Here is a 14,686-nt window from a genome sequence, read left to right on the forward strand (position 1 = left end):
CCAACCACGGTTGGCCTTTGTAATCAATACATGGCGATTTCAGTTTCTGAAGCAGTGCTTTCTTTGGCCGGAACCTTGCCGCGGCAGCCGGCGCCGAAGTGCTCGCCTTCCCAGCGACCGACGATAGCGGCACCCATTGCGTTACTCATCACGTTGGTAGCGGAACGGCCCATGTCGAGGAACGGATCGACGCCCATCAGCAGAATCAGACCCGCTTCCGGAATGTTGAACTGGTTGAGGGTGGCGGCAATAACCACCATCGATGCGCGCGGCACGCCCGCCATCCCTTTAGAGGTCAGCATCAGGATCAGCAGCATAGTGATCTGCTCGCCAATGCTCAGTTCGATGTTGCACGCCTGGGCGATAAACACGGTCGCAAACGAGCAGTAGGCCATTGAGCCGACCAGGTTAAAGGAGTAGCCGATGGGCAGGACAAAGCTGGCAATCCTGGAGGAGACGCCGAATTTTTCCAGTTTGTTCAGCGTGCCCGGGAAAGCCGCTTCTGAACTTGAGGTCGTAAAGGCCAGCAGCGCAGGTTCGAGAATCGCTTTAGTCAGACGACTGATGCACGGACCGACAATCATCGTGGACAGGCCAATCAGAATCGCCCACAGCAGGCCGAGCGTCATGTAGAACTCGCCCATGAAAATACCGGCGCTGACCATCACGCCCAGGCCGCGTTCGGCAATCAGTCCGGAGATCGCGGCAAATACGGTCAGCGGGGCAAACAGCATGACGTAACCCGTCAGCTTCAGCATCACGTGCACCAGAGAGTCGAGCACCTTAATGATGGGGTCGGCTTTCTCACCAATAGCTGCCAGGCTGCAGCCGAGGAAAATCGAGAACACCACGATTTGCAGAATCTCGTTGCGGGCCATCGCATCAACGATGCTGGTCGGTACCGCGTGAGAAATAAACACTTTCAGCGTGAACGGCTCGGACTGAACGGCCGCAACGGCCCCGGCGTCATGGGGAACAAAGTTAATGCCTGCGCCAGGCTGGAAGATATTGACGATAACCAGCCCCAGGGCGATGGACAGCAGCGAGGCGCAAATAAAGAGGAAAAAGGTTTTGGAGAATATACGGCCAAGCGTTTTAGCATCACCCATTTTGGCTATGCCGACCACCAGGGTGGAAATGACCAGCGGGGCGATAATCATTTTCACCATGCGTAAGAATATGGTGGTGAAAATAGAGATATCCTGTGCGTACGTTTTTGCTGTATCTGCTGATGCCATATTATTAATGACCACCCCGGCAATCATGCCGAGTATCAAACCTAATATGATCATTTTCGTTAAGCTTATTTTTTTCATGTTTACTCCATCGGATAAAGGTTGGTTAATGTGTAGGGTCGCGTGCGCCTGAGCCCTGATGAACCGCTCAGACGCACGTTTGTTGTGACCAACCGCATGAATTATCTGGAATACAGTGATACAGCAAATATCTATATCCCAATGGACGTTGTTGTATTTGTAGTGTTACAGATCAAACTCGATACTTAATAACGGTGCATGCTGCTGGGCACCATAGACATCATTGTCACCGACGTTGCCGGAGATAATATCGCGAGGCATGACGATTTTGACCGCATTGGCCGGATCGAACCAGATAATGCGATGAATAAAGTCAGGCTTAACGTTATATAAACGGGCAATAAGCTGCGGCGTTAATTGCTCCGAGGCTTTTACCCGCTGATAGTCTTCACGCGTTTTAAATAAAATATCCAGAACCAGCTCATACGGTCCGGCGTTTTTAGAACGAATGACCTGCGCCAGTGAGCAAATACCCTGTTTCATAACTGAACTCCTTCTGGCGTGACCTGCTCGAGGTGGAAATCAAAACGCAGCGCGTCGCTCGCTTCGATCAGGTGGTAGATTGAGAACTCATACACCGGGCCGCTCTGAATGTCGGAAGGGGAGAACGGGAACGCGAGGTTGCCCGCTGTTGCGATCCGGTTTTCATAGCCGTAGTGCAGCAGGGTAGAGCGCACCAGCGAACAGACGCTGTTGGCGATATCCTGGGTGGGGGCCACTACGTCCAGCAAAATACCCAGTTCGTGCCCGGCGGACTGCATCGGCTCATGGTTGCCCATCACGCCATTCTTTCCGTACAGGTGGAACGTCATGCGGATGCTGTCGTCATTCAGCGAGAGGTTGCGCTTCACGCTGACCTGCACTTCTTCGAGGATATTATCGATCCCGGCAATCATGATCGGGTCGCGCGTACCGGCAATGGTCAGGCAGCGGAAGCCGACCCGGCGGGCGCCTTCCAGCTTCAGCGCGTACGGCGTTTCTTCGTGGCGGGAACCGCTGACGTACACTTCGCCCTCGTTGACCGCTTTGAAGCTGCACCCTTTCAGGTTCAGAACGCCGCCCGGCCCCGGCAGGAAGTACGGGTCAGATTTCTCGTACAGGGTGTGCGCCGCCGCCGACGTTTCGGTGAATTTACGCTTCGGATTAAACGTTTTCAGCGTAAAGCCGTTATCGTCAATGATGCCCATCGCGCAGTCGGAGCCGGACCCCGGCGTAGCGGCAATCGCCGCGCACTCGAGGATCTTACCGCAGTGCAGCGCCAGACCTTCATCGAAGCCCTGCATGATGGGCAGCGCGGCAAAGCAGGCCGGATCGTACGCCCGTCCGCCCAGCACCACCTGCGCCCCGGCCGCCAGCGCCCGCTGGAAAGGCTCGATACCCATCTGCGCCACGATATAGGTGCTCTCTTCGATAGCCTCGTGGGTCAGTTCCGGGACGAAATCCAGGGCGGTGATTTTCCCGTCATCCAGCGCCTGATGCACGGTGGCTTTATCGACATCCGACGGGATCAGCGCCATGGAGAATGAGAGTTTCTCTTCCTGAGCAATCTCAAGGATTATCTGGCGGCACCACTCCAGATGAGGCGCGGCGCCGGACCCACCAGCGGTACCGATCACCACCGGAATGTTGTGCTTAACGCCAGCCACGATCATATAGCGTAGATCGCGTTTTACCCCCGCCCGGTCGGTGAAAGGCTTACCTGCCCCCAGGTAGTGGGGGCCAGGGTCGGAAGAGCCTGCGTCGACCGCAATAAGATCCGGCGACGCTTCCATGGCCTTCCGGAAGCTCTCTTCCGGGAAGCCATAGCCCAGGATAGCCGTTGGCGATAAGATCTTAAATGTACGTGCCATCTTTTAATCCTTAGTCTGCAACAGTGCGATGGTGCGGTTCATTTCGTTAAACACGATGTTAAGACCTTCATCGAAGCCCATGCCCGGTTTGATCAGCATGCGCATCGGGCGAGCGGCGAGGGCCACGTGCACGCAGGTGCGGGCGCTGATTTCCGTTTCGTTACAGGTACCGCCCTGATAGGCTTCCATGCCGTGCTTGTTGCAATACAGCACCGCATCAACGATGTTGTGAATACCGCCCAGGTCCGGGGTTTTAATCTGCACCATGTGGCAGCTGCCCGCATCGGTGAAGTCCACAATGTCCTGATAGGTGTTACACCACTCATCGGCAACGATTTTTACGCCGGAACGCAGACGCATCAGCTCGTGGGTGATGGCGGTCAGCAGGCGGATCTGATCCGGCTTGTTACCCGCATCCACCGGCCCTTCAATGTACAGCGGCAGGCCCTGGGCCTCTTTTTCGAGGCTGGCGATATAGGCGGCGCAACGTACCGGATCCATATCGAAAATCAGACCGATGGTGCCGTACACGTCAATGTGCAGCGTCGGGCGATAGCGCGGGCTGGTGCGCAGGCTCAGGATGCGGTCGGATAACCAGCGCACATACTCCCGCAGTTTTTCCCCTTTCAGGCCCAGCTTCTCTTCCACGTTGTTGATAAGCGCGTGTGGCAGTACGTCAACGCCTTTGAGGATCATCTTGTCGACGGCGATATAGCGGTCGTCGCCGCTCTGACCAAATAACGGAATGGCCTCCGGAACGCACGGCAGCTGCCATTCATCACACACGACTTCCGTTTTCAGGCGGCCGGTCGCCAGTGCCGCCGCGTCGAGCAGCGCCTGCGACAGACCATAGCGTACGGCGGTATGCAGCAGATGGCCGTCTATACGCAGTTCGTCAAAGAAACGGGCATTCGTCAGGAACCGGTCAACGTCACGGCCTTCCAGCAGCGGCTTGATGTGATCGTTGAGAAACGGAATGAAGTGTTCAGCCAGGAACAGCGGATCACGACCGCCTGCCCCTGAATATTGCACCGCTGCACAATCGCCCACCGCCACCGCGCCGTTTTCCAGAATCAGCTGTACGGATACGCATTCACCCGCCTGACGAACGGACGTAAATCCAGGCGTTACCGGATTGCCGGTATAGATAAACCCGTCATGACCGGCGCCGTTTTTGATGGCCTGCTGATCGTCGAAATAGAACGAGGAGTAGCCTGCGGTGAAAAGGGCCTGCTTAATTTTCATTATGGTCTTCCTATTAATTTACTGTGGGATACCGCGTTGATGTCATCAACAACCATCTGGAATGAGGGCTTACGGCCTTCAAAACGCGCGCGCTCGGCGACGTAATCGTGATGCAGGGCGAGGATATCTTTCGGCAGCGGAACCGCACCGGCTTCCAGCACGCGAATGGCACCGGCGTTATCACGCACCGGCAGAATTTTGCCTGCGTTGCAGGAGGCAGGGGCGAACGGTACGTCCAGCACGCCCGCTTCAAACGCCAGCACCGTCCCGCGTGCGACATCGCCGTTGCCCAGTTCGAAGACTTTCTTCAGCACGGCGCGGACTTCGCTCTTAATGAGCTCGACTTCCTGCTCGACGGCGGCGCACGGCGGGAATTTCTGATCGCTGACCATGTTGAGCATCTGACGCGAGGCTTTCAGCCCCTGGGCGTTTGCGGCAGCGGTCGGAATACCGAACGCCTCGTGCGGGCTCTTGGTGATCACTTTGGTCGCCCCGGACATACCGGCAACCGCTGCGCCCCAGGAGATAATGGCAAACGCTTTCGACTCATCTTCCGGGAAGCCGCCCATCCACTGGTGGAAGACAGTACTCAGCTCGTAATCGTCAAAGCCGTGGTTATGGAAATATTCGTGGGACAGCTCGCGCAGAGCCTGAATCGCGGCGATATCCTGCGTCAGGCTACCGACCTGGCCGTAGCCGACGGTAATTGACTTCACGCCCTGTTCCAGCGCCAGCAGACCTTCGATAATCGCCACCGAGTGGGACACAAACGGCGGGATCAGGGTGCCGGTCAGCGGGCCAAACGGTTCACGGTTAATGCGAATGCCGTTCTCCTCGTACAGGCCCATCAGGCGGTCGCAGTACTGCCAGTCGCGGATAGATTTTTCCAGAGTGACGCGCTTGGCGTACGGAATGTTGTAGGAGATACCGCCGCCTTCATAGCTGGTAAAGCCGCTGGCCATCGCGATCTCCGCCAGCAGGCGCGCATCCGGCGTGCCGTGACGTACCTGAATCGGTTTCTCCAGCGCTTCAGTCATGCGGCGGCAGGCGGCGACGCCGTGGTTGACGACCGGTAAGCCGTTAAGTTTGGAGGTGCCCGCTTCGATGGATTTTTGGATCCCTACCGCCGCCTCTTCATAGCGATTCAGACGGGTGTAGGCATCGATGGTGCTGGGCAGCAAATCGCAATCTTCCTGCAGCGTTTTGAGCAGGGCGATATGTTCATCCATCAGCGCTACGCCTGCGCGCGGCTGGCTCAGGGTTTTACCTTCCTGGTCCGCCTTCAGTAGGGCGTGAGAAAAGCGTTTTTGCTCAGGAATGGTTTGCTGGTACTTCACGCCATCTTCGAAGTTCTCAACGTCCTTGCCGGTTTGCCAGGTCTGCAAGACCTGTTGCCGCTCAGTCATGAATTCGTCATGGGTTAGCTTTTTATTTCGAAGTTCCATTCGTTGCTGCCTTAGGTTTTATAGGGTTAAACATTGAATACTGGTGCGAGCCGCCGCCTGCGGGTCCAGCCTGGCGACGTTCGCCAGCAGAGGAAGCAGACCTTTTGCATCGCGGTAATAGTCAAACTGCCCGGGTAAAAGAACGCGTCTGCTGCTGTCGTCCAGCTCGCGGTACTTCAGCCAGCGGTGAATGTCGAACTGGCTGGCGCGGGAGAGCCATCCTCCGGAACCCACCACTTTGCGCACGGTGGTCAGATCGCGCCCCATCTGCAAATCGACGTTGCCTACGCAGGTACAGACCTGTTTTTTGGTGCCGGCATGGCGCTCGCTGGCGTACCCCACGCACAGCCCGGCCAGCAGCGTGTCGAAATGCTTTTCTTCTTCGGTAGCAGGGAGGTAGTCCGGATGCGCGACCAGATGGCGCAGATAGCCATAGAACGCTTCCCTGCGCTGAGGCTGGTGGGCGAACACCGCGTTCACCAGTTCCTGCGTACTTTCGCCAACCACCACCGCCGAGACGCGCATGCCGAGGTCGCCCTCTACGGTACGTTTCACAAACGGCTCAGGCACGCCGTGCAGGACGGTATCCGGGGAGAGCATGTTAGCGCTGGCGGAATAGACGTCGGTGGTGGCTCCGCCCATGTCGATCAGCATGAATTCTTTCCACGCGCTGTCGATGTCGCTTATCGCTTTCACCAGCTCGTAGACGGTCCACGGCGTAGGCATCGGCTCTTCGCCGGTTTCCCCGACGATAACGTCCAGCCCTTTCCCCTTCACGATGCGGGAGAGAAAGACATCGCAGATAGCCTTGCGGGCGGCATACGGATTCGGGTGATCGAGGTCAGGCAAAACGTTGTCGACCACGATCAGATCTTTGTGGCCAAGAATGGCCTGCACGTCGTCCTGAATATCGCGATTTCCGGCGTAAATAATGGCGCAGTCCAGCGTTGACGCTGCCAGCGCGCGGGCATTGGCCAGTCCGTAGCTCTCTTCGCCGCCGTCCGTACCGCCCGTGAACAGCAGGATGTCCGGCGGGGAGTCCTCCAGCGCCTGGATATCGTGACGGTTCAGTTTGTACGAGTAGTACTGGGCAATTTTGGCACCCGCTGAATGGGCGGTGACTTTGGCTGATTCCAGGGTTATTGACGGCACCAGACCCATTGCGGCAACGGCGAGCCCGCCTTTTGCCGACGACGAGTATTTCAGCGTAACGTCCCCGCTGTTCAGCAACGGTCGCGCATCGGCAACGTTTAGCACCTGGTTCAGGCTGGTAAAGAAACCCTCCGCCAGATGGTGGGTCGTCGTCGGGGTCAGAACGTGGTTGACCAACGTTAGCGCATCACCCTCCGGCGTGAAGAGTGCGGCTTTGGTCCACGTCGAGCCAATGTCGACTGAGACGATTTGCATCAGAAGCCCTCTTCAAGACAGAGCTCTTCAACGCGCTGACGCTGTTGTATATCGTTCGCCATCAGCTGACAGACGTCCTCCAGGTCGTGGCTCGGAGCGAACACGCGGTTGAAACCCATCTCTTTGAATTTGGCTTCGACATCGGCGAAATCGTGCTTACCCACGACCAGGTTACCGCCAACAAAAAGCAGAATGTCGCCGATACCGCGTTCGATGCAGCGCTCGCGCAGCCCCAGGCAGTCGATGTCGCCATGGCCGTAGATGGATGAAACGACAATAGCATCAGCACCCGTTTCGATGGCCGCATCAATATATTCATCCTGGCTCACCATCACACCAAGATTGATGACGTGAAAATCATGGGAAGTAAAAACACGATCCAGAACTTTATTGCCTACCGCATGGCAGTCAGCACCAATGACGCCAATAACAAGTGTTGATTTCTTCATGGGTAATCCTCTGTAGGGCTGATAGTGAAAATAAAATGGGTATTAAAAACGGTTAATGTACATTGGGTCTGTTAATGGTGTTGGAGTGTGTTTTGAAGACGAAAGGGATGCAATTGATCTATTTTCAAAAAATCCTTCCAAAAATGATGATGGTAATGGTGTTGCATTGAAAAGTGTTTTGTATCAATTGCTTGTGCGTGCTTTATTTTAGGGTTGATATTTATCTGTAAACGTCGCTGACAAAACCATTTTAATATTTGTGATCGCGCGCCTGTTTTATTGCTGAAGGCGATTTATATGTTTTTTTAAGCATGATGACCAAAGCAATAATGTCGTAATGGCAGAGGGAAGGCGGTATTCACTGTTTTATTGATATTGGTCATAAACGCCATTCGTAAAATTAAGAAAGAGTGATAAATACATCAAATTTTTGATGAGTGGAGGGGATGTATAATTCAGCACTAATTTTAATTACCCGCTTTCTTGCGTCTTTAAATATTAATCTGAGGATATAACGATGAGTAAAGGGAAGGTTTGGCTTGTAGGGGCAGGGCCTGGCGATGCGTCTTTGATTACGGTAAAAGGTTTGCACTGCATCCGCCATGCGGAGGTGATTGTTCACGATCGCCTGGTAAACCCTGAACTTCTGGCTCAGGCTCCGGCAGGCTGTCTGATTATTGATGTCGGTAAAACCCCAAGCCATCATCCGGTGCCTCAGGAACAAATCAATGCCCTGCTGGTCAAGCATGCCGGGGAAGGGCGCCAGGTGGTGCGCCTGAAAGGCGGGGACCCCTACGTTTTTGGCCGCGGGGGCGAAGAGGCCGAGCAGCTGGCGAAAGCCGGCATGACGTTCGAAATTGTGCCGGGGATCAGTTCCGCGATTGGCGGACTGGCCTATGCCGGGATCCCGGTCACGCACCGTCATTACGCCTCCAGCTTTCATATTGTGACCGGTCATATGTGCCAGGGGAACGACCCGCAAAACTGGCATGCCCTGGCGCAAATCAACGGAACGCTGATCGTTCTGATGGGAATGACGCGGCTGACGGAAATCTGCCAGCAGCTCATCGAGGGAGGCATGTCCGCTGAAACGCCGGTAGCGGTGGTGATGTATGCCAGCCAGTCTCGTCAGCAGATCGCCAAAGGCACGCTGACCGATATTCACCTCGAGGTTGAACGTCAAAAACTGCATGCTCCAGCGCTTATCGTCATCGGTGAGGTGGTCAGCCTGCAGGAGATACTGGCGTTTACCGCATCACATATCGCGCTGAATCAGGTTGTTGTCTGATGTTATCCTGACATTTTCGAAATGGACGAGTGAAACGAATGAGTGAGCATGGTGGTAACGTTCTGGAAACGGGGCTGCAGTTGGGGATCGATCCCGAGCTGCTGTTGGACTTTAGCGCGAACATCAATCCGTTAGGGCTCCCCGATCGCGTCAGGTCGCTCATTGTGTCCCATCTGGATATCATCATGCAGTACCCGGACGTTGAATACCGCCATCTTCATCAGGCGCTGGCCACCGCCAGCCGGTGTGACTATGACCAGACGGTTGCCGGGAATGGCGAAACGGAGCTGATCTATGGCCTGGTGCGAACGCTTGCCCCTCGCCGGGCGATGCTGCTGGTACCGGGCTTTGCCGAATATCGCCGGGCATTACAGCAGCAGGGTTGCGAGATAATTGACCATGCGCTGAGTGAGCAGAACGGGTTCCAGGTGGATGTTTCCATACTGGACGCCGTTCGCGCGCACAGGCCCGATTGCCTGTTCATCGCGACGCCAAACAACCCTACCGGACTCATGCCTGATGCCGGTCTTCTCGACCGGCTGGCCTCGCTGTGCGAATCGCTGCAGATTGCGCTGATTGTGGATGAGGCGTTCATCGATTTTCTGCCGCAGGGCTCCACGCTGGCGCCGCGGCTGGCGGAGTCACGCTATCTTTACCTGCTGCGATCCCTGACCAAGTTTTTTGCTATTCCCGGGCTGCGCCTTGGGTATCTGCTGAGCGGCAATACGCAAACCATTCACCAGCTGAAACGCACCCGTGAGCCCTGGTCCGTGAATGCCTTCTCGGCGCTTGTGGGGCAACATTTGCTGTCGGATGAGGACTATATTGCTCGCAGCCACGCCTTTATCGCCCGGGAGCGGGATTTCCTGTGGCAGGCGATGGCGCGCTTTTCATCGCTGGCGGTCTGGAATCCGCAGGCCAACTTTATTTTCTTCCGCTGTCTGCGTCCGGGTTTCGACCTGAAGGCGGCGCTGCTCGGCCATCACATTCTTATCCGCCACTGCGAAAACTATCCAGGGCTCGATCGCGACTACTACCGGATTGCCGTGCGTACCGAGGCGGAGAACCGCCGGTTTATTGCCGCGCTGACTCACGTTTTACAAGGCTAAGGCGATGGACTATTTCCCGATTTTTTGCAACCTGAAGGGGAAACGCTGCCTGATCGTCGGTGGCGGGCAGGTGGCGACGCATAAGGCGAAGGGGCTGCTGGCGGCCGGGGCGGTGCTGCATCTGGTTGCGCCCACCCTGACGCCGGAACTCGCCAGCCTGCACGCGAGCGGTGACATCGAGTGGTTTCCGGCGACGTTTTCGCCGCAGTATCTGCAGTCGTGCTGGCTGGTCATTGCCGCGACCAGCGATCCGCAGGTGAACCGTCAGGTCGCCGCGGCCGCCAGCGCGGAGCGTATCTTTTGCAATGTCACGGACGACCCTTCGGCTGCCACCTTTATCTCACCGGCCATAATCGACCATTCGCCGGTCATTATTGCGCTGAGCTGCGGGGGCAACGCGCCGGTGTACAGCAAGATCCTCAAAGCGCATGTCGCCGCCCACCTTCCTCCGGGCATGCGGGAAAGCGTGCAGCTGGCGGGGACGCTTCGTGAACGGATTAATCGCGCATGCGGTGACCGGGAGCGCAAGCGTGCATTTTGGGCCGCGTTCTTCCGGCATGCTCCGCTGCAGCAGGCTTTAGCGCAGGAGCACGAGCAAGAGGTCAGGCAGCAGGTCGAGTGGCTCATTCAGCACAGGCTGCTGTCAGAGTAGCGTCACGCCGCCTTTTACCATCCGCAGCAGGTGTTGTTCAGGCCAGTGGCGGGTGAGCTGTTTTTTTACCAGCAGCCATTTCACATAATCGACATCGTCTTTATTTCTGTCCAGCATCAGACCCACGACGCTGCCGCTGTGCGCCACGTTCACCCCGTAAATATCGCACTCCTCCACCAGTGAGAGCAGTGCGTCAAAATCCGGTTTAGGCAACAGCGTCTGGCTGGCGATGGCGCTGAGGGTGGCCGCTTCGCCCATCCGATAAGGGTTTTGCGTTATGCAGGACTCCTGGACTTTACCCCACGCGCGTTCCAGCGCTGGCGCACCGGCCAGTAGCCCCGCCTGACGCGGGATGCGGTGGTAATCTGCCGTACGCAGCGTTTGCGGACTTTCCAGAACGAGCAGGTCGAGAGCGGGCTGGGCGTGGCAGGCGATCTGCGTGGAAGCGTCGTTATGATCGAAAAGGGTCAACTGGCGAAACACGGTGCTGTCGGTGGGTTCGAGCGAAACACAAAGCATTGCCAGCGTGCTTTCGTCGAGCTGACGCCCCAGATGGTGGGCGGTGGCGACGGCGGTGGCGGCGATATCCGCGGTGCTGCTGGCCATCCCTTTGGCAACCGGGATGGTCGAGTGCACGTCAATGCGGATATCCTGGCTTAGCTGCGCCGGATAATGCCAGTGCTGCAACAATCGCTCGACCATCGCGCGCGACAGCGGGCGTTCATCCGCCACGGGTGAGCCGTGGCTCACCTCAACGGTGCTGTACCATTCGACAGGGCAGGAGACCAGCTTCTCACTGCCCAAAATCCAGCCCTGGATAAGCTCACCGCACGACGCGGGGCATTGCGCAACAGCCACGTTTCCACCTTACTGGTCAGAAATTTCTGGAGCATAGTGTCATGAGGATATTCCTCTTACCTTGATATACCGCAAATTCCGACCTGGATAGTCTCCATATTATTTTGCGATCCTGCTGAACGCGTAATGCATCAATGAAATCACACTGACTTACGTTGGGCAGCAATATTATGTTTTTGCCGGGCTTTAATATCCTGATGAATTTTGATCACAATAAAATGAAAAAATATCAAGTAGTGCAATAACTTGTCATAGAACAATAAATATTGAGATTTTAAGCGTGATTATCTTTGCTTTTTATTTTTTGTGATAAAACGTTGAGTTATTGAGAAAGGCGTCAATTATTCTGGCGCCACGTTTTACTCAGCATGGTTTTCATTTGCGGTTAAGTAATTGCCTAAGGTGAATTGAAACGCCGTAAATAGCATTGCTGTTTTGAGAACGAACTCTTTCTCATAATGTAAGCCGACAGGTTTTGCCACATTTGTGGCAGGGAAGGGGGTGACAATCCCCCGCAGCCCCCGCTGCTGTGATGCTGACGACCCCGTAATGACCACTGATCGCGAGATTGGGAAGGACGGGCGAGGAGGACGCTAAGCCAGAAGACCTGCCTGTCGGGAACGTTCAACAACTTCGGTGGGAAGTGGGTTGTACTGATGCATCATACAGTCGAAAGACTGGGACGACGTGTATCTATACCTCCCAACCACCCTGGACAGGATCGGGGTCATGGCGGCAAAGCAGTACGCGTTTGTTCTGGCAGGTACCGGAAGCGGTTGTGGTAAAACCACGGTGACGCTTGGCCTGTTGAGTCTGTTAAAACAGCGTGGATTACGCGTCCAGCCGTATAAAGTGGGCCCTGACTATCTTGATACCGGCTGGCATACCAAAGTCAGCGGCACCTCCTCCCGCAACCTCGACAGCTTCATGCTTCCTGAGCCAATACTCAACGCGCTGTTTTGCGAGCATATGCAGCAGGCGGATATCGCGGTCATTGAAGGCGTGATGGGGCTGTATGACGGCTACGGCACCGATCCGAACTATTGCAGCACCGCCGCGATGGCAAAACAGCTGGGCTGTCCGGTGGTTCTGCTGGTGGACGGCAAGGCGGTTTCTACGTCGATTGCCGCGACCGTAATGGGCTTTCAGCGGTTCGATTCTACCCTCAATATTGCCGGGGTGATTGTCAATCGCGTCAACAGCGAATCACATTATCAGCTGCTCAAAACGGCCATTGAGCACTACTGCACGCTACCCGTCCTGGGCTATGTGCCGCACGTTGAGGGCGTCGGGTTGCCCGAACGCCATCTTGGGTTGGTCACCGCCCGGGAGTCGGCCGCGGACCCGCAGACCTGGCAAAATTTTGCCTCCATTCTTGAACGTACGCTGGATATCGAACAACTTCTCGCGCTCAGCCAGATGGCGTCGCTACCGCAGGGCGCCTGGCCCGCGCGCCCTGACGGGGACGCCGGGCGCGGTTTAACGCTCGCGATGGCCGATGACGAGGCCTTCAACTTCTATTACCCGGATAACATCACGCTGCTTGAACGTACCGGGGTCGACATTATCCGCTTTAGCCCGCTGCGTGATAGCCGCTTACCTGACTGCCAGATGGTCTGGCTCGGGGGCGGTTACCCGGAGCTGCATGCGGCACGGCTTGCGGAAAACACCGCGATGCTCGCCAGCCTGCGGGAGGCGCATCGGCGCGGGGTGGCGATCTACGCCGAGTGCGGTGGGCTGATGTACCTCGGCAGCACGCTGGAAGATAGCGAGGGGGTCACCCACCGGATGGCCAATATTATCCCCGGCCACAGCAGGATGGGTAAACGGCTGACCCGTTTTGGCTATTGTGAGGCGCAGGCGCGCCAGCCCACGCTGCTGGCCGATAGCGGGGAGGTGCTGCGTGGGCATGAGTTTCACTATTCCGACTTCTCCCCCCAAACCCCTGCGGTACTGGCGTGCCGCAAAGTGCGTGATGGCGTGACGATGCAGGAATGGGCGGGTGGCTGGCAGGTTGGCAACACGTTCGCAAGCTACCTGCACCTCCACTTTGCCCAACGCCCCACGATGCTCAGCCGCTGGCTGACGGCGGCGAGGGGGGCGCTATGACCCTGATGGCATGGTGCGTCGCGTGGCTGCTCGATGTCATCATCGGCGACCCGCAACGCTGGCCGCATCCGGTGCGCTGGATAGGCAACCTGATCAATGCGGTGCAGCGGGGTGTTCGCCGCTGCTGCCATAGCGACGCGGCGTTACGCATTGGCGGCGGCGTCATGTGGCTGGCCGTCGTGGGGCTGACCTGGGGCATAGCCTGGGGCGTGCTGGCGTTCGGACGGTGGGTGCATCCCTGGCTGGGCTGGGCGATTGAGGTGTGGATGATATTTACCGTGCTGGCCGGGCGCAGTCTGGCAAACGCCGCGCGGGACGTTGAACGCCCGCTGCGGGCAGGCGACCTTGATGAAAGCCGCGAAAAGCTCTCCTGGATAGTGGGGCGCGATACCTCTCAGCTTCAGCCGGAACAGATCAACCGGGCGGTGGTGGAGACCGTCGCGGAGAACACGGTCGACGGCGTTATCGCCCCGCTGTTCTTCCTCCTGCTGGGCGGCGCGCCGCTGGCGATGGCCTATAAGGCGGTGAATACCCTCGATTCAATGGTGGGCTACAAGCATGAAAAATACCGCGCGATCGGCATGGTCAGCGCCCGTATGGATGACGTGGCGAACGCTATCCCCGCGCGCCTGAGCTGGCTCTTGCTGAGCGTTGCGGCGTGGCTATGCCGCGAGGATCCCTCCCGCGCGCTGCGCGTCGGCTGGCGCGACCGCTACAACCACAGCAGCCCCAACTGCGCGTGGGCTGAAGCGACGGTTGCCGGTGCGCTGGGCATCCGGCTTGGCGGACCCAACACCTATTTTGGCCAGCGCGTGGAAAAGCCGTGGATCGGCGACGCGCTGCGCCCGATTGCGGTAGACGACATTTCCCGAACGATTCGACTGATGTGGGTTTCCTCCACCCTGGCGCTGGCGCTGTTTATCGCAGCACGCTGGCTGATGGCTGGCGCGGCCTGAGG

Annotated in this window: 13 protein-coding genes and 1 riboswitch; of the genes, 5 read left to right on the forward strand and 8 right to left on the reverse strand. The window is 57.0% G+C overall.

What is annotated here, in order from left to right:
- Positions 1 to 23 precede the first annotated feature (23 nt).
- The 7 genes from AC0TNG_RS22610 to glmS all read right to left on the reverse strand — a co-directional run bounded on the left by AC0TNG_RS22610 (position 24) and on the right by glmS (position 7,712).
- The gene (locus tag AC0TNG_RS22610) at positions 24 to 1,316 is read right to left on the reverse strand and encodes a dicarboxylate/amino acid:cation symporter (protein WP_024907738.1); all 1,293 of its coding nucleotides are present in this window, start codon (positions 1,314 to 1,316) and stop codon (positions 24 to 26) included.
- 165 nt (positions 1,317 to 1,481) lie between these two features.
- Complete coding sequence (locus AC0TNG_RS22615; protein ID WP_024907737.1) at positions 1,482 to 1,799, reverse strand: DUF4387 domain-containing protein; 318 nt, start codon at positions 1,797 to 1,799, stop codon at positions 1,482 to 1,484.
- The gene (locus AC0TNG_RS22620) at positions 1,796 to 3,166 is read right to left on the reverse strand and encodes an acyclic terpene utilization AtuA family protein (protein WP_048989929.1); all 1,371 of its coding nucleotides are present in this window, start codon (positions 3,164 to 3,166) and stop codon (positions 1,796 to 1,798) included. Before AC0TNG_RS22620 ends, AC0TNG_RS22615 begins: the two co-directional genes overlap by 4 nt.
- 3 nt (positions 3,167 to 3,169) lie before the next feature.
- Positions 3,170 to 4,411, reverse strand: a complete 1,242-nt coding sequence (locus AC0TNG_RS22625) for a methylaspartate ammonia-lyase (RefSeq protein WP_473713122.1) — start codon at positions 4,409 to 4,411, stop codon at positions 3,170 to 3,172.
- Positions 4,411 to 5,856 carry a methylaspartate mutase subunit E gene (locus AC0TNG_RS22630; protein ID WP_024907734.1) on the reverse strand — a complete coding sequence of 482 codons (1,446 nt, stop codon included), beginning with the start codon at positions 5,854 to 5,856 and terminating at the stop codon, positions 4,411 to 4,413. The genes AC0TNG_RS22625 and AC0TNG_RS22630 overlap by 1 nt, the downstream gene beginning before the upstream one ends.
- An 18-nt stretch (positions 5,857 to 5,874) precedes the next feature.
- Positions 5,875 to 7,263 (reverse strand): methylaspartate mutase accessory protein GlmL, encoded by a 1,389-nt coding sequence (gene glmL / locus AC0TNG_RS22635; RefSeq protein ID WP_024907733.1) that lies wholly within the window; start codon positions 7,261 to 7,263, stop codon positions 5,875 to 5,877.
- Entirely contained in the window at positions 7,263 to 7,712 is a 450-nt protein-coding gene (gene glmS / locus AC0TNG_RS22640; RefSeq protein ID WP_024907732.1) for a methylaspartate mutase subunit S, read from the reverse strand. The genes glmL and glmS overlap by 1 nt, the downstream gene beginning before the upstream one ends.
- Before the next feature lie 517 nt (positions 7,713 to 8,229).
- Here glmS and cobA point away from each other — a divergent pair.
- The 3 genes from cobA to AC0TNG_RS22655 are packed head-to-tail and all read left to right on the forward strand — an operon-like array spanning position 8,230 to position 10,761.
- Entirely contained in the window at positions 8,230 to 9,000 is a 771-nt protein-coding gene (cobA, locus tag AC0TNG_RS22645; protein WP_473713123.1) for a uroporphyrinogen-III C-methyltransferase, read from the forward strand.
- Positions 9,001 to 9,038: 38 nt separating this feature from the next.
- Entirely contained in the window at positions 9,039 to 10,109 is a 1,071-nt protein-coding gene (gene cobD / locus AC0TNG_RS22650) for a threonine-phosphate decarboxylase CobD (RefSeq protein ID WP_267216752.1), read from the forward strand.
- Between the two features lie 4 nt (positions 10,110 to 10,113).
- Positions 10,114 to 10,761 (forward strand): precorrin-2 dehydrogenase/sirohydrochlorin ferrochelatase family protein, encoded by a 648-nt coding sequence (locus AC0TNG_RS22655; RefSeq protein ID WP_248163810.1) that lies wholly within the window; start codon positions 10,114 to 10,116, stop codon positions 10,759 to 10,761.
- Here AC0TNG_RS22655 and AC0TNG_RS22660 read toward each other — a convergent pair.
- Positions 10,753 to 11,619, reverse strand: a complete 867-nt coding sequence (locus tag AC0TNG_RS22660) for an L-threonine kinase (RefSeq protein ID WP_473713124.1) — start codon at positions 11,617 to 11,619, stop codon at positions 10,753 to 10,755. The two genes, AC0TNG_RS22655 and AC0TNG_RS22660, sit on opposite strands and share 9 nt — an antisense overlap.
- 453 nt (positions 11,620 to 12,072) lie before the next feature.
- Positions 12,073 to 12,248: riboswitch (cobalamin riboswitch) on the forward strand.
- A gap of 100 nt (positions 12,249 to 12,348) precedes the next feature.
- Between AC0TNG_RS22660 and AC0TNG_RS22665 the strand changes: the two genes are divergently transcribed.
- Together AC0TNG_RS22665 and cbiB are read left to right on the forward strand one after the other, a co-directional pair.
- Positions 12,349 to 13,728, forward strand: coding sequence for a cobyrinate a,c-diamide synthase (locus AC0TNG_RS22665; protein ID WP_473713125.1), 1,380 nt, complete (start codon positions 12,349 to 12,351; stop codon positions 13,726 to 13,728).
- On the forward strand, positions 13,725 to 14,684 hold the full coding sequence (gene cbiB, locus AC0TNG_RS22670) for an adenosylcobinamide-phosphate synthase CbiB (RefSeq protein WP_208763715.1): 960 nt from the start codon (positions 13,725 to 13,727) through the stop codon (positions 14,682 to 14,684). Before AC0TNG_RS22665 ends, cbiB begins: the two co-directional genes overlap by 4 nt.
- Positions 14,685 to 14,686: the final 2 nt, after the last annotated feature.

The sequence above is a fragment of the Enterobacter sp. PL_is514 genome, assembly GCF_055816715.1.